The 23,575-nt window shown below is 71.5% G+C and carries 19 protein-coding genes, 1 tRNA gene and 1 pseudogene; 7 read left to right on the top strand and 14 right to left on the bottom strand.

Translation table 11 applies throughout. The features are described 5' to 3' along the window. The first annotated feature begins 118 nt into the window (after positions 1-118). On the top strand, positions 119-871 hold the full coding sequence (locus ACFYOY_RS32280) for a hypothetical protein (RefSeq protein ID WP_388591038.1): 753 nt from the start codon (positions 119-121) through the stop codon (positions 869-871). A 33-nt stretch (positions 872-904) separates the two neighbouring features. Continuing rightward, positions 905-1,675, top strand: a complete 771-nt coding sequence (locus ACFYOY_RS32275; protein WP_388591036.1) for a hypothetical protein — start codon at positions 905-907, stop codon at positions 1,673-1,675. Here ACFYOY_RS32275 and ACFYOY_RS32270 read toward each other — a convergent pair. Both ACFYOY_RS32270 and ACFYOY_RS32265 read right to left on the bottom strand, forming a co-directional pair. Beyond that, the gene (locus tag ACFYOY_RS32270; protein WP_351892050.1) at positions 1,638-2,930 is read right to left on the bottom strand and encodes a cytochrome P450; all 1,293 of its coding nucleotides are present in this window, start codon (positions 2,928-2,930) and stop codon (positions 1,638-1,640) included. The two genes, ACFYOY_RS32275 and ACFYOY_RS32270, sit on opposite strands and share 38 nt — an antisense overlap. 197 nt (positions 2,931-3,127) lie before the next feature. Beyond that, positions 3,128-3,979, bottom strand: coding sequence for a metallophosphoesterase (locus tag ACFYOY_RS32265; protein WP_351892030.1), 852 nt, complete (start codon positions 3,977-3,979; stop codon positions 3,128-3,130). A 106-nt stretch (positions 3,980-4,085) separates the two neighbouring features. Between ACFYOY_RS32265 and ACFYOY_RS32260 the strand changes: the two genes are divergently transcribed. Together ACFYOY_RS32260 and ACFYOY_RS32255 are read left to right on the top strand one after the other, a co-directional pair. Then, the gene (locus tag ACFYOY_RS32260; protein WP_078639047.1) at positions 4,086-4,547 is read left to right on the top strand and encodes a universal stress protein; all 462 of its coding nucleotides are present in this window, start codon (positions 4,086-4,088) and stop codon (positions 4,545-4,547) included. Between the two features lie 84 nt (positions 4,548-4,631). Continuing rightward, positions 4,632-4,745: pseudogene (locus ACFYOY_RS32255) on the top strand (dodecin family protein); the annotation flags it as partial. 35 nt (positions 4,746-4,780) lie between these two features. On the opposite strand, the gene ACFYOY_RS32250 reads toward ACFYOY_RS32255, so the two are convergent. After that, positions 4,781-4,999, bottom strand: a complete 219-nt coding sequence (locus tag ACFYOY_RS32250; protein WP_351892020.1) for a dodecin — start codon at positions 4,997-4,999, stop codon at positions 4,781-4,783. Between the two features lie 550 nt (positions 5,000-5,549). Here ACFYOY_RS32250 and ACFYOY_RS32245 point away from each other — a divergent pair. Next, positions 5,550-6,473 carry a DNA-binding protein gene (locus ACFYOY_RS32245; RefSeq protein WP_388591033.1) on the top strand — a complete coding sequence of 308 codons (924 nt, stop codon included), beginning with the start codon at positions 5,550-5,552 and terminating at the stop codon, positions 6,471-6,473. A 247-nt stretch (positions 6,474-6,720) separates the two neighbouring features. Here the strand turns inward: ACFYOY_RS32245 and ACFYOY_RS32240 are convergent. After that, positions 6,721-6,793 (bottom strand) — tRNA-Pro (locus tag ACFYOY_RS32240). A 107-nt stretch (positions 6,794-6,900) separates the two neighbouring features. Between ACFYOY_RS32240 and ACFYOY_RS32235 the strand changes: the two genes are divergently transcribed. Beyond that, the gene (locus tag ACFYOY_RS32235) at positions 6,901-7,485 is read left to right on the top strand and encodes a DUF4352 domain-containing protein (protein ID WP_388591031.1); all 585 of its coding nucleotides are present in this window, start codon (positions 6,901-6,903) and stop codon (positions 7,483-7,485) included. A 144-nt stretch (positions 7,486-7,629) separates the two neighbouring features. On the opposite strand, the gene ACFYOY_RS32230 is transcribed toward ACFYOY_RS32235, so the two are convergent. The 6 genes from ACFYOY_RS32230 to ACFYOY_RS32205 form a co-directional block, all read right to left on the bottom strand. Beyond that, positions 7,630-8,697 (bottom strand): phosphatidylinositol-specific phospholipase C domain-containing protein, encoded by a 1,068-nt coding sequence (locus ACFYOY_RS32230; protein WP_351892004.1) that lies wholly within the window; start codon positions 8,695-8,697, stop codon positions 7,630-7,632. A gap of 211 nt (positions 8,698-8,908) precedes the next feature. Then, positions 8,909-9,997: an NAD-dependent epimerase/dehydratase family protein gene (locus ACFYOY_RS32225; protein WP_351891997.1), complete on the bottom strand. Its 1,089-nt coding sequence runs from the start codon at positions 9,995-9,997 to the stop codon at positions 8,909-8,911. A 96-nt stretch (positions 9,998-10,093) separates the two neighbouring features. Continuing rightward, positions 10,094-11,932: a transketolase gene (locus tag ACFYOY_RS32220; protein WP_351891992.1), complete on the bottom strand. Its 1,839-nt coding sequence runs from the start codon at positions 11,930-11,932 to the stop codon at positions 10,094-10,096. A 27-nt stretch (positions 11,933-11,959) separates the two neighbouring features. Next, entirely contained in the window at positions 11,960-13,279 is a 1,320-nt protein-coding gene (locus ACFYOY_RS32215) for an NAD(P)/FAD-dependent oxidoreductase (protein ID WP_351891986.1), read from the bottom strand. Between the two features lie 140 nt (positions 13,280-13,419). After that, positions 13,420-14,631 carry an FAD-dependent monooxygenase gene (locus ACFYOY_RS32210; protein ID WP_351891981.1) on the bottom strand — a complete coding sequence of 404 codons (1,212 nt, stop codon included), beginning with the start codon at positions 14,629-14,631 and terminating at the stop codon, positions 13,420-13,422. 191 nt (positions 14,632-14,822) lie between these two features. Then, on the bottom strand, positions 14,823-15,689 hold the full coding sequence (locus ACFYOY_RS32205) for a DNA-formamidopyrimidine glycosylase family protein (protein WP_351891976.1): 867 nt from the start codon (positions 15,687-15,689) through the stop codon (positions 14,823-14,825). Positions 15,690-15,848: 159 nt separating this feature from the next. Here ACFYOY_RS32205 and ACFYOY_RS32200 point away from each other — a divergent pair, with 159 nt between their 5' ends. Next, positions 15,849-18,695, top strand: a complete 2,847-nt coding sequence (locus ACFYOY_RS32200) for a peroxidase family protein (RefSeq protein WP_388591027.1) — start codon at positions 15,849-15,851, stop codon at positions 18,693-18,695. Positions 18,696-18,719: 24 nt separating this feature from the next. Here the strand turns inward: ACFYOY_RS32200 and ccrA are convergent, their stop codons facing one another. The 4 genes from ccrA to ACFYOY_RS32180 all read right to left on the bottom strand — a co-directional run bounded on the left by ccrA (position 18,720) and on the right by ACFYOY_RS32180 (position 23,548). Continuing rightward, on the bottom strand, positions 18,720-20,063 hold the full coding sequence (ccrA, locus tag ACFYOY_RS32195; RefSeq protein ID WP_351891964.1) for a crotonyl-CoA carboxylase/reductase: 1,344 nt from the start codon (positions 20,061-20,063) through the stop codon (positions 18,720-18,722). Between the two features lie 112 nt (positions 20,064-20,175). Continuing rightward, positions 20,176-21,600, bottom strand: coding sequence for an NDP-hexose 2,3-dehydratase family protein (locus ACFYOY_RS32190; RefSeq protein ID WP_351891958.1), 1,425 nt, complete (start codon positions 21,598-21,600; stop codon positions 20,176-20,178). After that, positions 21,594-22,580 carry an aldo/keto reductase gene (locus ACFYOY_RS32185; protein ID WP_351891954.1) on the bottom strand — a complete coding sequence of 329 codons (987 nt, stop codon included), beginning with the start codon at positions 22,578-22,580 and terminating at the stop codon, positions 21,594-21,596. The genes ACFYOY_RS32190 and ACFYOY_RS32185 overlap by 7 nt, the downstream gene beginning before the upstream one ends. Then, a complete protein-coding gene (locus tag ACFYOY_RS32180; RefSeq protein WP_351891949.1) occupies positions 22,580-23,548 on the bottom strand; it encodes an NAD(P)-dependent oxidoreductase in 969 nt (322 codons plus the stop codon). Before ACFYOY_RS32180 ends, ACFYOY_RS32185 begins: the two co-directional genes overlap by 1 nt. Positions 23,549-23,575: the final 27 nt, after the last annotated feature.

The raw sequence follows: 23,575 nt of genomic DNA, 5'->3' as shown, positions 1-23,575 counted from the left end.
ATGAGGTGAATGTCCTCCGGTAAACCTCCATGCGCCAATGTCCGGGGCCATTCCCCTATTCGGGGGAATCCCGGTGTTCACACGGCTGGCGGGCGCCCGTTCGGCGGAACATCTCCTCGTGAAGCGATGGCAGCGCGTATGGCGTGCGGGGGTCCTGACCACTGCCCTTGTCCTCGCCTCGGCGGGGGCGACAGCCCTGGCCGACCAGGACGGTGACGGCCCGGCGGCCGCGTCCGCCTCCCCCCGGCCGACGGCCGGTGCCCGGCCCGGGGCCGGGGGCCCGGGCCACGGACCGCATGTCTGGGTGAAGATCCGGATCGGTCCGGGCCTGTGCGTCTGCTTCGCCGCCTCGGCGGGCCCGGTCGGCTTCTTCGCCCACTACGGCTGGTGTCCCAAGCCGACACCCACGCCGACCCCCACACCTACGCCGACCCCGACGCCCACGCCTACGCCGACTCCCACGCCCACCCCGACGCCGACCCCGACCCCGACCCCGACGCCCACCCCCAGCCCGTCCGCCACGCCGACCCCTACGCCCACGCCCACCCGGACGCCGCGGGCCCCCTCCCCCACGCCCTCTCCGCGGCTCCCGCGGCTTCCCACGCCGGGGCCCACACCCGAGCCCGTGTTTCCGCTGCCGCCCCCGCCCCCGCGTACCAAGCCTCCGGCCTCACCCCCCACGCCGGTTCCCACACCGACCAGGACCCGTGCCGTCGAGGTGCACGCGTATCAGAAGCCCACGCGCCAAAAGCCCGACAACGGCACCTCCCTGGTCACCTTCACCCTGCTGCTCACCGCGCCCGCGGTCCTCGCGGCCGCCGCACTCCGTCCGCGTTCGCGCTCCGCCGGGCGCGGCGGGCGGCGCGGCTGACGGCTCACTGTCGAACCGCTTGGGAGGTTATGCATGCCCGAATGGCTGATTATGGTCCTGGTGATGGCCGGGACCTGCGCGGTCGTGGTCACCGGGGCGGTCCTCAACGCCCGCCGGCTCGGGGACGAGGACGATCCGGACGAGACTCCCGATGTCCTCGACTACATGATCATGATGATCGGCGTGGTCTACGCGATCGTGCTGGGCCTGGCGATCGCCGGTGTCTGGGAGGCCCGCTCCGCCGCGCAGGACGGGGTCCGTACGGAGGCGCAGGCGCTGCACGAGGTGGCCGAGCGGGCGAGCGTCTACCCCAGCCCGGTGGCCGACCGCATCCGCGACGACGTGGACGCGTATGTGCGCCATGTGGTGCACACGGAGTTCAAGGTGATGATCGACAAGGGCGAGCTCACCGACCGCGGCGGCGAGCTGCTGAAGACCCTGCGCCGCGACGTCACCTTCGCGACACCGCACAGCGATCTCCAGTCGCAGGCGTATCAGCCGATGGTGGATCAGGTGGCCGCCGTGGACGACGCGCGGAACGCCCGGCAGCAGAGCGCGGGGCCCACGATGCCCCATCTGGTCTGGTTCGGCCTGGTGCTGGGCGCGGCGCTGGTGGTCGGGCTGGTCTTCACCCTGCAGATCCGCCGCTCGCCCCGGGAGCTGATGCTCGCGGTGATGTTCACCGCGCTCATCGTCTTCCTGCTCTTCCTGGTCTGGGACTTCGACGCACCCTTCGGGCGGTCGGTCGGCGACTCGACCACGGCCTTCACCGATCTGTTCCCCAGCGCACGGGGAGGGTCTTGAGCCCGTTCTGGAAGTTGGAGGTGAGCCGCACCGGCTCACCCGCCCGGCGCAGCCCCGGCAGCCGGTCCAGGGCGGCGCGCAGCATGGCCCGCATCTGGACGCGGGCCAGATGCGCGCCCAGGCAGACATGTGGTCCGAAGCCGAAGCTCAGATGGTCGTTGGGGGCGCGCGTGATGTCGAATCGGTCGGGGTCGGTGAAGACCGTCTCGTCGCGGTTGGCCGAGGCGTGGAAGACGACGACCTTCTCACCGCGCCGGATGAGCTGTCCGCCCAGTTCCACATCGCGGGTGGCGGTGCGCCGGAAGTCGATGACGGGCGGCCAGAAGCGCAGCATCTCCTCCACCGCGGGGCCGGTCAGCTCGGGCCGGTCGCGCAGCAGCCGCAGGCTCTCGGGGTGGTCGAGCAGGGTGAGCAGCCCGCCGGGGATGCCGTTGCGCAGGGTCTCGTTGCCCGCCACGGCGAAGAGGAAGAACATGTTCTCGAACTCGTCCCGGCTCAGCCCGCCCTCCCGCATCCGCGCCATCACACTGCCCGGACGGGGCCGCTCGGCGAGCGCGTGGGCGTAGGCGAACATGTCGGCCAGGGCCTCGCGGGAGCGCGGGTTCATCGGCCGGCCGTCGGGGCGTCGCGCCGCCGGGTGCGGTCGGCGGGCGAGGGCGGCGCGCCCCATGGGGCTGAGCTCCTCGAGGGCCGCGGTGGACGATCCGGCATAGTCGGCGTCCTGGTAGCCGATGACCCTGCCGGCCCAGTCGAACAGCAGCCGTCGGTCGCCCTCGGGGATGCCCATCACATGGGCGAGGGTCCAGACCGGCAGATCGGCGGCGAGTTCGACGAAGTCGGCCTCGCCGCGCCCGGCCACGGAGTCCACGAGCGCCGCCGCGCGCTCCTCGATGACCTCCTCCAGCTCCCGTACGGCGCGCGGGGTGAAGGCCGCGGCGACGATGCGGCGGCTGCGGGAGTGGTCGGGCGGGTCCTGATTGAGCATCATCGCCCGCACGAACTCCAGATCGGCGGGGGTGTCGGGGTCGCGGATCTGGGTGGCCCCGAGGTGGGAGGAGAAGACCTCGGGGGTGCGCAGGACGTGTTTGACGTCGGGGTGCCGGAACACCGCCCAGAAGCCGGGGCCGGCCGGCCAGGCCCCGACCGCGGGCTCCTCGATCCGGCAGACCGGGCGGGTGGTGCGCAGTTCGGCGAAGAGCGCGTAGGGGACACCGGCGGTGTAGGTCTCAGGAAGGAACGCCTCGACAGGGTTCACAGCCGAGACCGTACGGCGCCGCCCTCCGGGCCCGTCAAGACGCCCGGAGCCCACCGACCTCTGGGCCCACCAAAAACACCGTGAGCCCATCAGACGCCCCGACCCCACCGGGCCCCGCGAGCCCGCCGGACCCCGCGAGCCTCTCGGACGCCCCGGGCCCGCCGGAGACCGTGAGCCCGCCGGACGCCGTGCGGCCCCTACGGCACCGGCACCGGGAGGATCCGGCGCAGCGGGTCCTCCGGCAGCCGGCCGTGGGCCTTCCACTCCCGGGGGTAGCCGACCGAGACCTCCTGGAACTTCACCCCGTCCTCCACCGTGGTCCGGGGGATGTGCAGATGGCCGTAGACGACGGTCTCGGCCCGGAACCGCACATGCCAGTCGGCGGTCAGCTCGGTGCCGCACCACAGCGCGAAATCGGGGTAGCGCAGCACCCGGGTGGGCAGCCGGGTCATCGGCCAGTGGTTGATGAGCACGGTCCGCAGCCCCGGATCGACGGCCGCCAGCCGGGCCTCGGTCTCGGCCACCCGGGCCCGGCACCACGCGTCGCGGGTGGGGTAGGGGTCGGGGTGCAGGAAGTGCTCATCGGTGCAGACCACGCCCACCTCATGGGCATGGGCCAGCGCGGCCTCCTTGGTGGCCATGCCGTCGAGGCGGAAGGTGTAGTCGTAGAGCAGGAACAGCGGGGCGATGACCAGTGGCCCGCCGACGCCTTCCCAGAGGGGGTAGGGGTCCTCGGGGGTGACGATGCCCTTCGCCCGGCACATCTCCACCAGCGCCTCGTAGCGCGCCACCCCCCGGACTTCCAAGGGGTCCTTGGGATGGGTCCACAGCTCGTGGTTTCCCGGTGACCAGATGACTTTGGCGAAGCGCTCGCTCAGCAGGCCGAGGACCTCCTCGATCTCGGAGAAGACCTCGCCGACGTCCCCCGCGACGATCAGCCAGTCGTCGTCGGAGCCGGGCCGCAGCCGCTCCACGATCGCCCGGTTCTCCGAATAGGCCACATGCAGGTCACTGATTGCGAGGAGTTCGCCCCCGTGGGTGCCACCCATTGTCTCTCCTGTCGTACGGTGGCGGTCATGACGCGGTCGCGGTGCTCGGGCGCCGCGGGACGGGCCGGGTGATCACCGGACCGTCCCTGGCGCTAGCCTCGCAGATGTGGTGGACAAACTCCCTCCGTCTTTTGAACGGGGAACCGACGGACCCAAGGTCATCGTGGCCGGACTGGACGGTTCCGAATCTTCCTGGCGTGCCACGGCCTACGCCGCCGGACTGGCCAGACGCCAGAAGGCGCTGCTCGTCGTGGTCTATATCCAGCCGGTGCTGGCCGCCGGGGCGGCGCTGGGTGCCTCGGTGGCCGACACCACGGGCGAGGTGGCCGAGGAGCTGATGACGGAGATGCGGGAGGCCACCGAGCGGCTGCGCGGGGTCTTCGACGTGCGCTGGGAGTTCCACACCTTCCGGGGCGATCCGTACAACGGCCTGGCCCAGGCGGCCGATGAGCTGAAGGCCGACGCCGTGGTGGTGGGCGCGTCCGAGCAGGCCGGGCACCGCTTCATCGGCTCGGTGGCCGTACGGCTGGTCAAGGCGGGCCGCTGGCCGGTCACGGTGGTGCCGTAGGACGCCTGCCGGCTCGCGGAGCCCGGCGCGGTGAGGCACGGTGGGGGAAACGAACGGACCACCCCATGGACCGGGGAGACTGCCATGGCCCACGCCTACCGGGTGAGCGAGATCGTCGGCTCGTCCACCGGGAGCGTCGACGACGCGATCCGCACCGCCATCGGCCGTGCCTCCAAGACGCCGCGCAACCTCGATTGGGACAGATGAGCACTTGCAACTTGCGTGCGAGCCTGTCAGGAAGCCGTGTCCTCCAGTCGGAATCCGACCTTCAGCCCCACCTGGTAGTGCGCGATGCGTCCGCCTTCGATATGCCCGCGGACCTCCGTCACCTCGAACCAGTCCAGCTCTCGGAGCGTCTTGGAAGCCCGGTCGATGCCGCTCCTGATTGCGTCGTCGACGCTCTCTGCGGACGAGCCGACGAGTTCCGTCACCCGGTATGTGTGGCCGGACATGCGTCTCTCCCCTCAACAGGAACCCCCCTCCACCGTGCACCGCGCAGTCCGACTCCGCGACTTTACAACGTCATTCGAGGGCGACATCCGGGCACGACGAAGCCCCGCCCGGCGCCACGGGGGAAGCGCACGGACGGGGCCGCTGTTGGGACTGACGACCTACGGAACGACGCCCTTACCGCCGCAGCTGTTGCACGGGACGGCGTAAGCGATCCCGCCGACCGCGATAACCGTTGCCGTCAGCCTCGGGCCACGCTTCCGCGTGCATCCGCAGGCGTTGGCGGGACGAGGTTGCGGCCCGCGAAGCTGTTCGACGACGGCCGCACGGTCCTCGTCGGACAGCAGAGCTGTAGCGTTGCTCGTGCGCGTGCCTCTTCTCTGTGAGTGGTGCGCTGCCCTCGTCCCGGCCACTGGCCTCCAAGCACGCGACCGGGGCGGGGATGTATACGGCCCCCCGCCCCTCATCCCGTCGCACGTCACCGGGATTCGGAGCGGGGACGGGTGACTCATGATCAGTTAGCACAAAACTTAGAACGCTCTCCGAACCGTCGTGCGTCGTCACACGCTGCCGCACGAGGACGTTCCGCCTCTCGACGAACTAGCCGCCTCGCTCAAGCGCGCGGCGCAGCTCCGCGCCGACACGAAGTACCTGGAGCTGCTTCAGCTCCTCCCCACGCTGCTCGGCCAGGTCACGGCAACCGCTATGGAGAGCGACGGGGACGCTGTGGCGTGGGGGCAGGTGGCCGATGTCTATAGCTGTGCATACGCCTGCGCTCACCGCTTCCGTCAGCCGGATCTGGCGGACATGATCGTGTCACGTCAGCAGTGGGCGGCTCAGCAGACATGGAACCCCGAAGCGGTGGCTGCTGCGGCGTGGAATGAGGCGGGAACGTACCAGTCAGCCGGCGAATACTCCGACGGGCTGGCCGTCATCGAACGCGCCATTGTCCAGTATGAGAGGACTCCGGGAGACGACCTAAAACGCGTCGTACACCTGGGTTCGCTGCATCTCCGAGGCATCGTCCTGGCGTCGCGCCAGGAGGACGCCAACGCCACCGCGGACCACGTCAGGCGGGCAAAGGCGCTGGCAGAGCGGATCACGGGGCCCGATCATCTCCAGCACAACCTGACGTTTGGGCCGGGCAACACCGCGCTGTACGAACTGACAGCCCAGATCGAGCTGAACCACCCTGACAAGGCGGCCGAAGTGGCTGCTCCGCTGCTGAAGACCCCTCCCCCGGGCCTCAAGCCCAGCCGGGTTGGGCGCCTTGTCATCGATGCCGCTCGTGCTCGTCTGGCGACGAAGGATCTCGTCGGCGCTGAGGACGCACTCAAGTACGCCTTCCACGTCGCCCCGCAGATGGCGGAGATCCACCCGATGGCGCGGGAGGTGCTGCGGGTGCTGTGGACCCTCCACCAGCGCAGCCGACCGGATCTGCTGGTGATGGCCAAGCGGTCCGGACTGGCGTCCTGAGAAGGCGAAAGCCCCCGCCGGATCATCCCGACGGGGCTGTGTGTTGCGCTCATTTCGTCTGACGGTCGCCAACGGGGCGGTGCTCGCAGGTACATCCGTCGCCGACGCATTGAGCGTGATCCTCGGGGCGCCGATCGTCAGGCTGGCACGTCGGTTGCTGTTGATCCACGCCATCACGCCTCCCCGGAAATGGAACAGCCCCGCTGCGCGGGAGTCATCCTCCGCGGGCGGGGCTGGCTGGTGATCGTCGGGATAGCAGGTCTCGAACCTGCGACCTCCCGCCCCCAAAGCGGGCGCTCTTCCTACTGAGCTACCTCCCGGGGTTCTCCGGTGCATACTTGGCCTTCTCGGGCGGCTTGGGGAGCCGCTCACGCAATCTTTGGGGGATTCCATGCGCACGTCCCGTTACGCCGTCAGAGCGGCGTCTGTGGCATTTCTCGGGGCTGTTCTGGTGGGCTGCTCGTCGGAACAGAGCGATGGTCCGGACGTCGCCAAACCGGCTCCGTCGAAACCAGCGCAGAAGGCGGCCGAAGAATCGCCTTCCCCGTCGGCCTCGAAGTCCGCGGCCCCGGTGATCGCCGTTGGCGAGACGGGGACGTTCGATGTCGGCGAGACGGACGACTACGGCGAGAACTACAAGGTGACGACCAGAATGCAAGTCACTGCCGTCAGCGCGAAGTACGTGACGTCGGCCGAGGTGGACACCACCAACCAGCCGGAGCAAGGCCAGTACGTGAAGCTGACGCTCACACTGAAGAACGTCGGTAAGGCTCCAGCCGAGATCATGACCTACGGCATGATGCAGTGGGAGGACGTCCAGACGGCCGCGCAGGACGCCTCCACTCTCGAAGGCGTCGGCGAGGGTCCCGACCTCGACACGACGTACAAGCCGGGCCAGTCCGTGACGGGCACGCTCGTCCTCGATGTCGCCCGTCGGGGCGGCAAGGTGAGCTACGTCGGAGGCGACGATCCAGGTGAGGGGCCAACGTTCGTCGTAAGGCTGCCGAAGTAGGAAGTCTGCCGGGCAAGGCCGTTCTACCCGGATCGCGCACTACCAGGTGGGGCTGAAGGTCGGATTCCGGCTCGAGGACCCCGACTGACCCCGACTGACCCCGGCCGGGCCCGCGAAGCGGGCTCGGCCCCGGCGGTCGCGTGCTCAGCCACGGGGCACGACGCTGGAGAGCACGGACGGCAGCGGATACCAGTCGGCGGTCGCGAAGCTGGCGTGCCGGGCGGCGAGTTCGGACACCCGCGTGCGCGCCTGGTCCTCGGTGGGGCTGGTGCCGTCGATCGCGGGCGCCACGTTGTGCGCGTCCGTCATGATCAGCAGGTAGTGGCGGTCGTCGTACCAGGCGGTGTCGACACCGCTGGTGACATACGTGGACGCGTCCCCGTCGAAGGCCACGAACCACGGCCGGAGGGTGGCGTCGGTGTAGCGGGTGCGCGGGTCGCCCGAGGCGGCGCCGTGGACGGCGGGGAAGGCGGCGGCCTGACCGAGCTTCCCGGCGGCGGACAGGTCCCGCAGATGGGTGGCGTACTCACGGTCGGTCCACAGCGAGTCCAGCGGGTTGTTCTCCTCGACCGTGCCCGGGATCAGCTCGACGATGAACTTGCCCGCGAGCGCGGAGCGGGACGGCCAGCCGTCAGCCCGCACCGCCTCGTCGAGGTTGGCGTGGCCGCCCACCACATCCGCCGGGCGCAGCAGCGCGTCGCCCAGGGTGGCGCCGAGGAGGGCGTCGAGGTCGCCCGGGCCGCGTCCGCTCTTGCCGTAGAAGCCGTCCTTCATCTCCACCTTGATGAAGAGGGGACGGTGGCCCGGATGGGCCTGGTGCCAGGCCCGCATGTCGGCGAGGCAGCCGGTCAGGCTCTGGTCGCGGGGCTTGGTGCGCAGCTCGTCCGGGCCGGCGGCGTTCTCGCAGTTGTTGTCGTTGCCGAGCGGATTGCCGTGTGAGACCCGCCAGCCGGCGCCGAACGCATTGGTCCATACGTCGAGTTCCAGGAGCGAGGCGCCGGAGTCGAGAGCGTCGGCGAAGTAGGGATACTTGGCCTTTTCATACGCGTTGTGCACCCCTACCGAGGTGGTGGCGGAATAGGACGGATCGTCCGCGGCGGCGGGCCGGGCCTCCGCCGGTGCCGTCAGACACAGTGCGGCGGCCGCCGCGGCGACCGCCACCGTTCCCGTGCGCCGGGCATGACCGCGCGCCGGATTCCCCACCCTGCCCATGTGTCCCCACCCTCGTCGACATCCCGACCAACTGGGCAGCAGGGTACGGGAGTCGCGTCACGGGTTACGAGGGGCAATGGGTCACAGCGGGACGGGCCCCGCGGCGGTGCTGCCGCTGAGCCCGTCTCATGTGCCGCGTCTCACACGGCACGGGGCCGCTTCCCACCCGAACCCGCCCCGGTCCGGGCGCGGTTCGGGTCAGGCGCTCGGGTCAGGGGCGCTCTCCCACACCGGTCGTCGCGGCCTCCCGCGGCCGTCCGCCGGGCGGCTTGGCGGCCAGCGGGGCGGTCTGATCCATACCGGTGCCGCGCCGCAGCCCGGTGAGGAACTCCCGGAGCGTCTCGACGGCGGTGTGCCGGGGCCGCCAGCCCAGTTCCTCCTGGGCACGGGTGGTGTCCATCAGCGGGAGCCGCAGGGCCGCGTCGAACAGCTGGGGCGAGGGAGGCAGCAGATGCAGATGCCAGGCCGTGGCCATGGCCGAGCGGGCGGCGACGCGCGGGATCCGCACCGTCCGTGCGTCGAGGAGGCCGGCCAGCGTCTCGCCGTCGACCGGCGGTTCGGCCGCGAGGTTGAAGGCGCCGCGCACCTGGCGGCCGAGCGCCAGGCGGTACGCCTCGGCGGCGTCGTCGGTGTGCAGGACCTGGAGACGCAGTCCGGGCAGGTCGAAGACCGCGGGCAGAAAGCCGGCGCGGACCAGCCGCCGGGGCAGGAACGGCCCCATGAACAGCCGGCGCTGCTCGGCGGCCGCCTCCTCCTTGAAGAGGAACCCCGGCCGCATCCGTACCACCCGGATCTGCGGATGCTCCCGTTCGAAGGCGTCGAGCACCCGCTCCACATACGCCTTCTCACGGCAGTACGCGGCCTCCGGCCAGCCGTGGGTGGGCCAGGACTCGTCCACCGGGCGGCCGTCCTCGGGGCCGGGTGAGTAGGCGCCCACCGAGGAGGCGTACACCAGCACCGGCACCTCGGCCCGCGCCACCGCCTCGAAGACCCGGACGCTGCCGAGGACATTGGTGTCCCAGGTGATGGCGGGCCGGTGGCTGGGCTGGATCAGCCAGGCGAGGTGGACGACCGCGTCGGCGCCCTCGAAGTGCCGTACGAGGTCGGCCTCCTCACCGGCGTCCCGCCCGATGTCCGCCCGTACCCAGGTGGTCTTCGGCGGCGACCAGTCGGGCACCCTGCGGGCGACGCCCACGATCGACTCGATGTCCGGGGCCTCGCCGAGCGCGCGGACGACGCTCGTACCGGCGTTGCCGGTGGCCCCGACCACCACCACGCGCATGCCCTGCTTGATGCCCATGTGTCCGCTCCTTCCGGCCGCGTCGTGTCCTCGGCCGTCCCGGGGGCCTCGGCCGTCCCGGTCCCGGCCGCTCCGGGCCTCAGCCGTCTCCGGGCCTCAGCCGTCCCGGCCGACCAGCTCCCGCGCGGCCGCGACGATCGCGTCCGCGTCGATTCCCGCGTCGCTCAGCTGCTCGTCGGGGGTCGAGGAGCCCGGCATCGTGCGCACCGCGAGCCGGACCGTCCGGGGCACCGGACGGCCGTCGCCGAACGCCCCGAGCACCGCGTCGCCCAGCCCGCCCTCGGGGTGGTGGTCCTCCACGGTGATCAGCCGGCCCGTCACCTCGGCGGCGGTGCGCAGCGTCTCGGCGTCCACCGGCTTGACCGAGTACAGGTCGATGACCCGGGCGGGGACGCCCTCCTGGGCGAGCCGGTCGGCGGCCTCGATGGCCTCGTGCAGGGTGATCCCCGCGCCGATGAGGGTGACCTGGTCGTCGTCGGTGGCGCGGACGACCTTGGAGCCGCCGATGGGGAAGCTCTCGGTGGGCGGGTAGATGACCGGCGTTCCGCCGCGGGTGGTGCGCAGATAGCAGATGCCGGACTCCGCGGCCATGGCCGCGGTCAGCTGGGCGGTCTGGTTGGCGTCGCACGGGTAGAGCACCGTGCTGCCGTACACCGCCCGCATGGCCGCCAGGTCCTCCACGCCCATCTGCGAGGGGCCGTCCTCACCGATGGCCACCCCGGCGTGGGAGCCGATGAGGTTGAGGTCCGCGTCGCTGATGGCGGCCATCCGGATGAAGTCGTGGGCGCGGGTGAAGAAGGCCGCGAAGGTGGAGACGTACGGGTTCCAGCCGCGGGCCTGCATGCCGACGGCGGCGGCCACCAGCTGCTGCTCGGCGATGAAGAACTCGAAGTACCGCTCGGGGTGCTCCTTGTGGAAGTACTCCAGCCGGGTGGAGTCGCCCACCTCGCCGTCGAGCGCCACCACATCGCCGCGGGCGGTGCCGACGGCGGCGACCGCCTCGCCGAACGCGTCACGGGTGGGCACCGAGTCGCCGGTGTTGTAGCGCGGCAGGACCAGCGGGCCCTCGGGGAAGGGCCGGGTGGGAGCGACCGAGGGCGGGCCGAGCACCGGCACGGCCAGGTTGCGTACGCCGCCGAGCTCGGCGATGGCCTCGTCCGCGTTCTTCAGCGGCTTGCCGTGCATGCCCTCGCGGTTCTCCACCGAGGCGACACCGCGGCCCTTCATGGTGCGGGCGATGATGGCGGTGGGGCGGCCGACGGTGGACAGCGCCTCGGCATAGGCGCGGTCAATGGCCTCGATGTCATGGCCGTCGATCTCGATGGTGTGCCAGTCGAAGGCGCGGATGCGCCGCGCGTAGGCGTCCAGGTCCCATTCGTGGCGGGTGGGGCCGCGCTGGCCGAGCCGGTTCACATCGATGATGGCGATGAGGTTGTCCAGCCGCTCGTAGCCCGCGTGCTCGAACGCCTCCCACATCGAACCCTCGGCCATCTCGCTGTCGCCGCACAGCACCCAGACGCGGTAGGGCACATGGTCGAGCCGCTTGCCGCTCAGCGCCATGCCCACGCCGTAGGGCAGGCCCTGCCCGAGCGATCCGGTGGCCACGTCCACCCACGGCAGCCGCGGGGTGGGGTGGCCCTCCAGCCTGCTGCCGCGCTTGCGGAAGGTGACGAACTCCTCGTCACGGAGGGCCCCGGCCGCCTTGTAGACCGAGTAGAGCAGCGGCGAGGCATGGCCCTTGGAGAAGATCAGGTGGTCATTGCCCGGACGCTCGGGCTGCTCGAAGTCATAGCGCAGATGGTTTCCCATCAGGACGGCCATCAGGTCCGCCGCCGACATCGACGACGTGGGATGGCCGGACCCGGCGGCATCGGCGGCACGCACCGAGTCCACACGGAGCTGCTGCCCGAGCTCGCTGAGTTGTTCGTGTCGCATTGTTCTCCTTCCAGGTTTCGCCGACGGTCAGCCGCGACCCGCCCGCACCGTCTGCGCGACCTCGGGCGATTCGGTGTCCAGCGGCACCGCCCACGGCGGGATCACCCCGAGCTGCACCGCCTGACGTGGCAGCACCGCGTCGAGCAGCCAGTCGGCGGCGACCCGGACCCGGTTCCCCGGCATCGCCATCAGGTGATAGCCGCGGGTGACCGCGTTCGCGATCGGCCCGGACAGCGGTATGTGCAGCGGGTCCGCGGCGGCCTGCGCCCCGCCGAGGTCGACGGTGAACCCGAGGTCATGGTGTTTGTACGGTTTGGGAGCGCCGCGCCCGAGGGAGGCCAGGACGTTGTGGGCCGCGACCTTTCCCTGCCGGTGGGCGTGCTGTGCGGTCATCGGGGTGAACTGGCCCGGCCGGGTCAGATCGGGTACCGCGGCGGCGTCCCCGCAGGCCAGCACCTCCGGGTGGCCGGGCACGGCCAGATACTGGTCGACCCGCAGCCGGCCGCGTTCGGTCGGCAGCCCGAGCTGGTCCACCAGCGGGTCGGGGCGCACCCCGACACACCAGATCAGCGACCGGGTCTCGATGAACTCGCCGTCGTCCAGCCGCACGCCCTCCGAGGTGGCCTCCTTGACCGTGGTCCGGGTGCGGACCTCCACACCCCGTTTGCGCAACACCCGGTCGGCCGTGCGGGACAGCTTCTTGTCCAGCTCCGGCAGCACCCGGGGGGCGATGTCGAGCAGCAGCCAGCGGGGCCGCGGCGCGTCGCGCAGCGTGGTGTTCTTCCGCGCGAGCGAGTCGGTGAACAGCACCCCGTGGGCGGCCACCTCGGTGCCGGTGTAGCCGGCGCCGACCACCACGAAGGTGCGGCGGGCGGCCCGCTCCCGCGGGTCCTCGCTGGTGCCGGACATCTCGATCTGCCGGGTGACGTGGTCGCGCAGGTAGAGCGCCTCCGGCATGCCGCGGAAGCCATGGGCGTGCTCGGCCACACCGGGGATCGGCAGCAGTTTGTTGACGCTGCCCACGGAGAGGACGAGGCGGTCGTACGCCATCTCGCCGGACCGTCCGTCCGGGTCCCGCCAGGAGATCCGGCGGGCGTCCAGGTCGACGCCGTGGACCTCGCCCAGCACCAGCCGGACATGCGGCAAGGTGCCTGTGAGGGAGACCGAGACCCGTCGGGGCTCCAGGACCCCGGCCGCCACTTCGGGCAGCAGCGGCAGGTACAGGAAGTAGTCGTTGGGGTTGATCAGGACGATGTCCGCCGCACCCCGCAGGGTGCGGGAGAGGTCACGGGCGGCCTGGTAACCGGCGAAACCGGCACCGACGATCACTATGCGTACTGGGCTCACACGAATCTCCCGGGCATACGGGGCCAGGGAGCACCAAGTGCCCGTGAGAGTCCGGGCCAAACGTCGGGCCCGCGCGGTTCCGCCCCCGGGACCGCGTTCCGGAGGGTCCCGGTACGGTCCGGGGGCGGAGCCGCGGTAGGTCAGCGGCGCCGGCGGGCCGTCTGCGCGTCGACCGGCTCGTCCCAGTCGATGCGGTAGCCGGTCAGCCAGTCGGGGGCGCCCTTGCCGGCCCGGTCCAGCTTGCGCGGCATGGTGGCATCGCGCAGGGCCCGCGCCACGGGCCCCGGCGCCGTGCGGCGGGCCATGCCCGCGCTGGCCGCGGCGACCTTCTCGACCCGCTCCCGGCGCAGCGCCTCGTACGCGGCGAAGGCCGACTGGGGCGAGCGCAGATCGCGCAGGCATTTGGCGAGCACGACACCGTCCTCGATGGCCATCGACGCGCCCTGTGCGGCGTTGGGCGCGCAGGCGTGCGCGGCGTCGCCGACGATGACCATGGCCTCCTCGGACCAGGTGGGGGTGGAGATGATGTCGTAGGCGGCGGTGGCCACGATGGAGTCGCCGGTGGCGCGGACCAGGTCGGCGGCGGGGGTGTTGTCCTCGGCGAAGAGATTCAGCAGCCGCTCCCGCCACTCCTCGGCGGTGACGGCGGCGAGCTCAGCCTTGGACATCTCCTCGGCCGGGGCGTTGCAGAACCACCACACCTCGCCGTCCGGGGCGGTGGTGCAGCCGAAGAACGCCTGCCTGCCGAAGATCATCGTGTAGGCGTCCGGGTCCGGGGGCGTCTCGGCGTCGCGGGTGTAGCCGCAGACGGTGTGCTGTCCGGTGTAGCGGGGCCGGGGCGCGGCCGCGTCGATGGCCCTGCGGACGAGCGAGTGGATGCCGTCCGCGCCGATCAGCATGTCGCCCACGGCGCGCCCGCCGTCGGCGAAGGAGCAGACGATCCGGCCGCCGGGGCTGGTGTGGGCGGCGAGCAGCCGTTTGCCGTGCTCGATGCGCACTCCGCGGCGCACCGCCTCCTCGCGCAGCACCCGGGCGAGGGTGGCGCGTTTGAGGGTGACCGAGCCGAGGCCACCGTCCTGCGATCCGGACATGGGCCGGTTGCCGAGCCGCTTGCCGGTGTTGCTGATGAACTCGACGCGGCCGACCGGGAAGGAGTGCTCCAGCACCGGTTCATGGGCGTCGATGGTGCGCAATGCCTCCAGGCCGTTGGCGGCGACGACGAGGAACGCGCCCGCGTCGGTGGCGTCCGTGGGGTACGTCTCGTAGACGACCGCGTCGATCCCGGCTTTCCGCAGGGCCATCGCGGTCACCGTGCCGGCGATGCCGCCACCGATGATCAGGGCTGTGGTCATGGTGCTCCGTGACGTGGCGTGGGGTGTCGTGTCGTGGGGTTGCGACAGCACCATATGGCGGACCGGAGCTCCCCGGGTCAAGAGCGCCAGTTCAACTACCCGGTGGCGGACGGCATTTGGGACAGCTCCGGCAACCCGCCACGTGAGCGGCCCCGCCACGTGAGCCGCCGCGCTGACGTGAGCGGCCGCGCTTACTTGAGCAGTCGGGACAGCCGCCGGTCGGCGAGCGGCTTGCCACCGGTCTGGCAGGTGGGGCAGTACTGCAGCGAGGAGTCGCGGAAGGACACCTCGCGGACGGTGTCCCCGCACACCGGGCACGGCTGCCCGGTGCGGCCGTGCACCCGCATGCCGCCGCGCTTCTCCCCCTTGAGGTCGGTGGCGGCCAGCCCGCGGGAGCGCTCGACGGCGGAGCGCAGCGTGGCACCCATCGCCTCGTACACCCCGGCGATCTCCTCTTCGGTGAGGTCCGAGGCGAGCCGGTAGGGCGACATCCGGGCGGCGTGCAGGATCTCATCCGAGTAGGCGTTGCCGATCCCGGCGATGACGCTCTGGTCGCGCAGCACCCCCTTGATCCGGTGGCGTACGCCGCGCAGCAGACCGGCGAACGCCTCCAGGGTGAAGGAGTCGTCGAGCGGGTCCGGGCCCAGCCGGGCGATCCCGGGGACCTCCTGCGGGTCGTGGACCACGTACACCGCGAGCCCCTTGCGCGTCCCGGCCTCGGTGAGGTCGAACCCGAAGCGCTCCGGACCGGCCAGGAGCAGCCGCAGCGCGAGCGGGCCCTTGCCGGGGCGGGGCGGGGCCTCGGGGAGTCCGTCCCGCCAGCGCAGCCAGCCCGCCTTGGCGAGGTGGACGACCAGATGGGGGCCGTCGGTGGCCAGGTCGAGGAACTTGCCGTGGCGGGCCGCCGCCGTGATGGTGTGGCCTTCGAGCGCGCCCAGCGGCGGGTCGTAGGTCTTCAGGACGCTCACCGCGACGGGGAGGACACGGGCGATCTCCCGGCCGGCGGCGCGCTCGGCCAGGATCGCGGTGAGGGCCTCCACCTCGGGCAGCTCCGGCATGCCACCAGTGTGCCGCAGGGCGCAGGCGAATCACCCGGGGCGCCCCGGAGGGGGCGGGTTACCACCGGCGCACCGCTCCGGGCTGCGGCCTCGCGGGCGCTCCCTTACCGTCTCTTTTGTCCCTTCTCGCCCCAGCCTGCCCCGTACGGAGCGTTCCCCATGGTCGACACCGGACAGCAGTCCGTACGAAGCGAGGCAGTACGCGGCGGTGAGGTGGCACGCGTCGGCGAGGCGGCACGGCACGAGGCGACGGGCGGGACGCGAGGCGCGAGGTACGAGGGCTATGAGGCGTACGAGGGCGGCAGTCCCGAGGCCGAGCGGCGGCGCTTCGAGAAGCTGACGCGCGAGCTGATGCGGACGCAGCGGACACGCCCCGGCGGCGCGGACAGCCCGGGCGCCCCGCAGCTGCTGCGCCCCTTCCGGGCCAAGGCGGCGCTGGGCGTGGAGAACGCCCGGCTGCGGTTCCGCGACGACCTTCCGCCGGAGCTGTGCGTGGGATACGCCCGACCGGGCGCCGAGTACCCGGCCGTGGTGCGGCTGTCCAGCGCGAGCGGCACCGAACGGCACGACACCACGCCCGATCTGCGCCGGATGGCGGTGCGGGTCCAGGCCGGTCCGGAGGAGACCCACGATCTGCTGGCCACCAGCTTCCCGGTGTCCCATGCCGCCGATGTGCACGAGTTCGTCGCCTTCGCCAAAGCCACGGCGGGCGCGGGGAGCACTGTGGAGAAGGCGTTCGGGCTCTTCGTCCGGCTGCCGCTGGCGGTGGGCTGGGCCACCGCCGACCGGATGCGCCGCAATGTACGGACGGCCACCCGCCATACGGTGGGCTCGCTGGCCCGCGAGACCTTCTGGAGCCGGGGCGCGATCCTGTGGGGCCCGGCCGGTCCGGTGCGGTATCAGCTGCGTCCGGCGCCCGGCGGCACCGCCGCTCCCCCGCCCGACCGCGGCGACCCCGACTATCTCGACCGTGAGCTGGCGATGCGGCTGTCCACCGGCGACATCGCCTTCGAGCTGTGTGTGCAGCGCTATCTGGACGACCGCCGCACTCCGGTCGAGGACGGCTCGGTGGAGTGGCGGGAGAGCGACGCGCCGGTCGTCCCGGTCGCGGTCCTCACCGTGCCGTGCCAGGACCTGGACAGCGCCCGGGCCCGGGCCGCGGCCGGCCGTGTCGAGCTGCTGGCGTTCAACCCCTGGCACACCACGGAGGAGTTCCGTCCGCTGGGCAATCTCAACCGGGCGCGCAAGGCCGCGTACGAGGTCGCCGCGGCGCACCGCCTCGGTCTGCGCCTCCCCACCGCCGAGCCAGGCCCCACTGCCGAGCCGGGCCCTACCTCCGAACCGCGCCCCACCGCGCTGCTGCCCGTTCCGGTGCGCACCGCCTTCGACCTGCCAGTGCGCGCGGCCTTCGGCCTGGTCAACCGCTGTGTGCCCTGGCATCGGCTGCCAGACCCGCTGGGGCTGCTCAACCCGGTCGCGCTGGGCCGGACGCTGCGCCGGCTCGGATTCCTCGACGCGGCCCCGCCCGAGGCGCCTCCGCACCCCGATCCGGCCCCCGCCCCGGCCGTGGAGAGGCCACGGGCGGCGAGCTCGTACGACGGCCCGACCGGCGATCCGGGCATGGCGCGCAGGGAGGGGGCGCGGACGGATGACGGGGCGCGGAGGGACGTGGCCGGGGCCGCCACCGGCCATCGCCTGTCACCGGTCCACCGGCCCGATCTGATCCATGTGCCCCACCCCGCCACGGTCAGCGAACGGCTGCTGCACCGGGAGCGCTTCCGGCCCGCCACCTCGCTCAATGTCCTGGCTGCCGCCTGGACCCACTTCCAGTCCCCGGACTGGGTCGACGCCGCCTCCCACCGGTGGGACGGCTCGCAGGTGTACGGCGGCGCCGGGCCGCGCCTGGAGGAGGGCCATCTGCCGCTGGGCCCGGGCGGGGTGCCGCCGATCGGCTCGGCCGGCGCCTGGTGGCTTGGGCTCAGCGCGATGCACACGCTCTTCGCCCGTGAGCACGAGGCGGTGTGCGAGGCGCTGCGCCGCACCCATCCGGCGATGGACGAGGAGTCGGTGCACCGCACCGCCCGGCTGGTGGTCTCCGCGCTCATCGCCAAGATCCATACGGTGGAGTGGATTCCGGCGATCCTCGCCACCGAGGTGGTCGACCTCGGCTCGAAGACCAACTGGCAGGGCCCGCCCGCCCATTGGCTGTCCCGGCTCGGCCTGTGGCTGTTCGAGACGAGCGCGTCGGCGGGCGGCACCCGCGGTGTGCCGGACCATCCCGGGGTGCCGTTCGCCCTCGCCGAGGAGTTCATGACGGTCTACCGGACGCATCCGCTGGTCCCGGACGACATCGAGCTGTGCGACCACCGCTTCGGGCGGCGGTCGCGGTCGCTCGGCTTCGACGAGGTGCGGGGCGCGGCGGCCGAGGCGGTGATGCGCAAGACGGGGCTCGCCGACGCCCTCTACTCCTTCGGCGTCGCCCATCCGGGCGCGATCACCCTGCGCAACTACCCACGCGCACTGCGGCGTTGCGAGCGGGACGGCGAGCTCCTCGATCTGCCGGTGGCGGATCTGATGCGGGCCCGGCGGCGGGGTGTACCGCGGTACAACGACTTCCGGGCCCGGCTGGGCAGAGCGCGGATCCGCTCCTTCGAGGAGCTGTCCCCCGATCCGGACACCGTCGCGCGGCTCGAGGAGGTCTACGCCTCGGTCAACGAGATCGACACCATGGTGGGGCTGTTCGCGGAGAACCCGCCCGAGGCGTCGGCCTTCAGCGAGACGGCGTTCCATGTCCTGCTGCTCATGGCCACCCGGCGGATTCAGGACGATCGCCTCCTGACCGTGGACTTCCGTCCCGGGGTGTATACGCCGCTGGGGCTGGACTGGGTGGAGAAGTCCAGCATGACCTCGGTGATCCTGCGGCACTGCCCGGAGCTGGCCGGAGTGCTGCCCCGCGGGGCGAGTCCGTTCGCGCCCTGGCGGCCGGTGGCGCCGTCGCCGTCCTGACCACGGCCGTGGACCGGTTCAGGTTCAGTCCTGGCCGCGGAAGCGGTTGATGGACGGCAGATGGCGCTCGCGCAGCTCCGGATCGCGCACCCCCAGGCCCTCCTCCGGGGCCAGGCACAGGACGCCGACCTTCCCGGAGTGGCGGTTGCGGTGGACGTCCTGGGTGGCCGTGCCGACCGCCGTGAGCGGATAGACCTTGGAGAGCGTGGGGTGCACCATCCCCTTCTCGATCAGCCGGTTGGCCGCCCATGCCTCCCGGTAGTTGGCGAAGTGGGTGCCGATGATGCGCTTGAGCGCCATCCACAGATAGCGGTTGTCGTACTCATGGCGGTAGCCGGACGTCGAGGCGCAGGTGACGATCGTTCCGCCGCGCCGCGCCACGTACACACTGGCGCCGAAGGTCTCGCGGCCGGGGTGCTCCAGGACGATGTCCGGATCGTCGCCGCCGGTCAGTTCGCGGATTCGGGCCCCGAAGCGCTTCCACTCCTTGGGGTCGGGCGTGGACGCGTCCTTCCAGAACCGATAGCCCTCTTCGGCCCGGTCGATGACCAGCTCGGCCCCCATGGAGCGGACCAGTTCGGCCTTGCGCTGCCCGGAGACCACGCACACCGGGATGGACCCGCCGTTGACGGCCAGCTGGGTCGCGTACGAGCCGAGGCCACCGGCCGCGCCCCAGATGAGTGTCACATCGCCCTGTTTCAGCTGGGCGCCGTTGCGGGAGACGAGCTGCCGGTACGCCGTGGAGTTGACCAGGCCCGAGGACGCGGCCTCCTCCCAGGTGAGGTGGGCGGGCATCGGCATCAGCTGGTTGGCCTTGACCAGCGAGAGTTCGGCGAGCCCGCCGAAGTTGGTCTCGAAGCCCCAGATGCGCTGCTCGGGGTCGAGCATGCTGTCGTCGTGGCCGTCCGGTGAGCGCAGTTCGATGGACAGGCAGTGGGCCACCACCCGGTCGCCCGGCTTCCAGTGGCGCACCCCCGGCCCGGTGCGCAGCACCACACCGGCCAGATCGGAGCCGAGAACGTGGTACGGCTGGTCGTGGCGGGCCGCTCCGGGGTCGTCGGTCCGTGCGTACCGCTCCAGGAAGCCGAAGGTCGGCAGCGGCTCGAAAATGGCGCTCCACACGGTGTTGTAGTTGATCGCGCTGGCCATGACCGCGATCACCGCCTCGCCCGGGCCCGGTTCGGGCGTGGGCACCTCACGGATGTGGAGCGACTTCTGGGGGTCCTTGTCCTTGGTGGCCATGCCCTCGAACATCTCGGATTCCTCTTTGAGGATCACCGCGCCCCGATAGGACTCGGGCACGCTCAAGGCGGCGAAATCCGCGGCCACCGCATCCTCTGCCAGCACGGCGCTGATGATGTCCTGCATGACATGTCCTCCGATGTCCGCCCCGGGCACCCTGTGTCCCGGAGGCTATGGCAGCGGCCACGATCCGAATAACCCCTACGTCCGCCCAGGTCCGGCCCCCCTAGGCGCCCCCCTATACCGCCAGGGAGTGCAGACAGGCGATGAGCGTGCGGGCCTCGACATTGACGTAATGGCTGTGGCGTATCAGGTCGAGCAGCTGACGCACGGCCATCCAGCGGTAGTGCGACGGCTCCTCGGGGACGGCGCTCATCTCGGTCTCCACGACGAGATAGCGATTGAAGGCGTGGAAGAACCGGCCGCCTTCTTCGGAGAGCACGGTGTCGAACCGCACCCGGTCGGCCGGCGCCTCCACCACCTCCCGGAGGAACGGCGGTGTGGCCCCCTCGGGCAGATGGGTGTAGTTGCGCGGCGTGCACTGCACGGTGGGGGCCAGTTCCACCACATCCGTGTAGCCGGGTTCGGCGCGGGCCTGCACCAGCACATGCGGCACCTTGTCGGCGTAGGCCAGCAAGAAGGCCGCCACGCCCGGGCCATGGGGCTCGATCATGGGCTGGGTCCAGCTGCGCACCTCACGGCCGCCCGCGGTGACGTCCACGGCCATCACGCTGAAGAAGCGCCCGCTCTCATGGGAGATCCGATGGGCGCTGCGGTGCCAGCCGGCCGTCTCCCGCAGCGGTATCCGCTCGGTGAACACCTCGCGCTCGGTGCGCAGCCCGGTGATCCAGCTGAGGATGTCGGCGTCGCGGTGGAGGGCGGAGCCCGCCTGCCCCGGCCGTCCCGGCTCCACGGTCCCGCCGGGTCCGGCGGACTTGCGGTCCCGGAAGGTCTCCTCGGGGTCGAGCGGGGAGTGCGGCAGACAGGCCAGGACGCTGCGCGCGTCCATGTTCACCAGGTCCTCCACGGCCAGCAGATGGTGCAGCTGGCCCAGTGTCAGCCAGCGGAAGCCGTCGCGCACCTCGACGTCCGTCTCCGGTGCGACCTCTACCAGCATGTTGCGGTTGCGCTTGTGGAAGAACCAGCTGCCCTGCTCCGACTGGCGGACGTCGGCGAGCACTCGGTGCCGTTCCGCCTGCTGGAAGTACTCCACATACGGCACGGCCCGGCCCTTGTGCACGCGGGTGTAGTTGCTGCGGGTCGCCTGGACGGTGGGCGACAGCTGCAGTCCGCCGTGGTTGCCCGGCTCCATCTTGGCCTGCATCAGGAAGTGCGGTACGCCGTCGAAGTCCTTGACCAGGATGCCGAGGATGCCGATCTCCGGCTGGTGGAGGATCGGCTGGCGCCACTCCTCCACCGGCGCCCCGGGCATCCGCACCCGGATGCCCTCGACGCTGAAGAACCGGCCGGTCTCGTGGACGAGGTTGTGGGTGTCCGGCGCGAACCGCCAGCCGCGCATCGCCTCGAACGGAATGATCTCGATCCGGGACTCGTCGGCGTCGACGCGCTCCCGGAACCAGCGCTGGAAGTCGGCGAGCAGGGTCACCGAGCTGTCGACGGTGGCGGCCGAGCGGACCAGCCGCTCCTGGAGCGTGTTCACCACGCCCACGCCTCCGGTCCGGGGCCGCCGTTGCCGATCGGCGGGAACAGCCGGTCCAGTTCGGTCAGCACCTCGTCCGGCAGCGTCAGCTCCATGGCTTTGAAGGCCCCTTCGAGCTGGTCCAGGCTGCGCGGCCCGATGACCGGCGCCGTGATGCCGGGGCGTCCCATCACCCAGGCCAGCCCCACCTCGGCCGGGTCGGCGCCGAGGCCGTCGCACAGCTTCTCGTACGCGGCGACGGCGTCCCGGTGGACCTCCAGCGCCTGGGCCGCGCGGCCCTGGGCGGTCTTCACCGCGGTGCCCTCGGCCAGCTTGCGCAGCGCCCCGCTGAGCAGTCCGCCGTGCAGCGGGGACCAGGCGAGCACCCCGACCCCGTACCGCTGGGCGGCGGGGATCAGCTCCAGTTCGATATGGCGGGTGACGAGGTTGTAGACGCTCTGCTCGGAGACGATCCCGAGGAAGTGGCGGCGGGCGGCGGCCTCCTGGGCCTCGGCGATATGCCAGCCGGCGAAGTTGGACGAGCCGACGTAGCGCACCTTGCCCTGCCGGATCAGCGTCTCCATCGCCTGCCACACCTCCTCCCAGGGGGCGTGGCGGTCGATGTGGTGCATCTGGAACAGGTCGATCCAGTCGGTGCCCAGCCGGCGCAGCGAGTCCTCGCAGGAGGCGATGATGTGCCGGGCGGAGAGCCCCGAGTCATTGGGCCAGTCGCTCATCGGGTTGAACACCTTGGTGCCCAGCACGACCTTCTCGCGCCGGCCGCCACCCTGGGCGAACCAGCCGCCGAGGAACTCCTCGGTGTAGCCCTTGTGCTTCTGCCAGCCGTACTGGTTGGCGGTGTCGACGAAGTTGACCCCGCGGTCCAGGGCGGTGTCCAGGATCGCGTGGCTCTCCTCGTCGCTCGCCCTGACCCCGAGGTTCAAGGTGCCCAGGCACACCCGGCTCACCTTGAGGCCGGTACGTCCGAGATAGGTGTACTCCATCAGTGTCCTTCGGTACGGGCCGCCGCGGCAGCCGGTCGGCTCGAGGTGGCGGAGGAGGCGGCCCACAGGTCGTGGAGGGATTCCTTCAGGGCCACCTTCGGGGACCAGCCCATGAGCCGCCGTGCGAGGCGGATGTCGGCCTGGGTCCAGCTGCCACCCTTGCTGTGCACGGCGCCGCTCTCCTCGCGCACCAGATCCGCGGGGACCCGGGAGGCGGAGATCAGCAGCCAGGCCAGTTCGCGCATGCTGGAGGCGTCGCCCTGCCCGATGTTGATCACCCGGCCGGTCACCGGGCTGCCGGCGGCCAGTACCACGGCCTCGGCCACGTCGCGGACGTCGATGAAGTCGCGCTGGTCGTCGACGAGGGTGAGGGAGAGCGGAGCGTCCTCGGTGGTCCGGCGCAGCCGGTGGGCGAGTCCGCCGAGGAAGCTGCCCCGGGGGGTGCCCGGTCCGCAGACGTTGGTGACGCGCAGGACGCAGCCGTCGATGCGGCCCGCCTCCGCCGCGCCCAGGACGATCCGGCTGCCGACGAGTTTGGTGCGGGCGTAGGGGGTGTGCGGGGCGGTGGGGTGGTCCTCGGCGATGGCCGTGCCGTCGGGGACGGGGCCGTACTCGTGCACCGAGCCCAGATGGACCAGCCGCGGCCGCCTGGGGAGGGTCGCCACGGCGTCCACCAGCCGGTCGACGAGCGGGATGTGCGAGGCCGTCATGCTCTCCTCGTCGCCCTCCCAGCTGTCGCCCGCGGCGTTGACGACGAGATCGGCGGACTTCGCGGCGCGGGCGATGTCGTCGCTCGGCGCGGATACCGCGTCAAGGGGCAGAAATACGACTCCGGGAATGGGTTCAGCGGGTTTTCTCGCTATTGCCAGGACTTCATATCCGCGTTTGGTGAGAGCCCTGCAGATATGTCGCCCGATGAATCCGGTGCCGCCGATCACAACGGCCTGCCGATCTCGCATGTGGGCCATATCGCCACCGTATTGGCGCCGCTTCGA

This window comes from Streptomyces sp. NPDC007875 (assembly GCF_042868035.1).
In the GTDB taxonomy this organism is placed as follows: domain Bacteria; phylum Actinomycetota; class Actinomycetes; order Streptomycetales; family Streptomycetaceae; genus Streptomyces; species Streptomyces antimycoticus.
The sequence above is the reverse complement of the archived record's forward strand: the minus strand, read 5'-3'. Positions and strand labels throughout refer to the sequence as shown.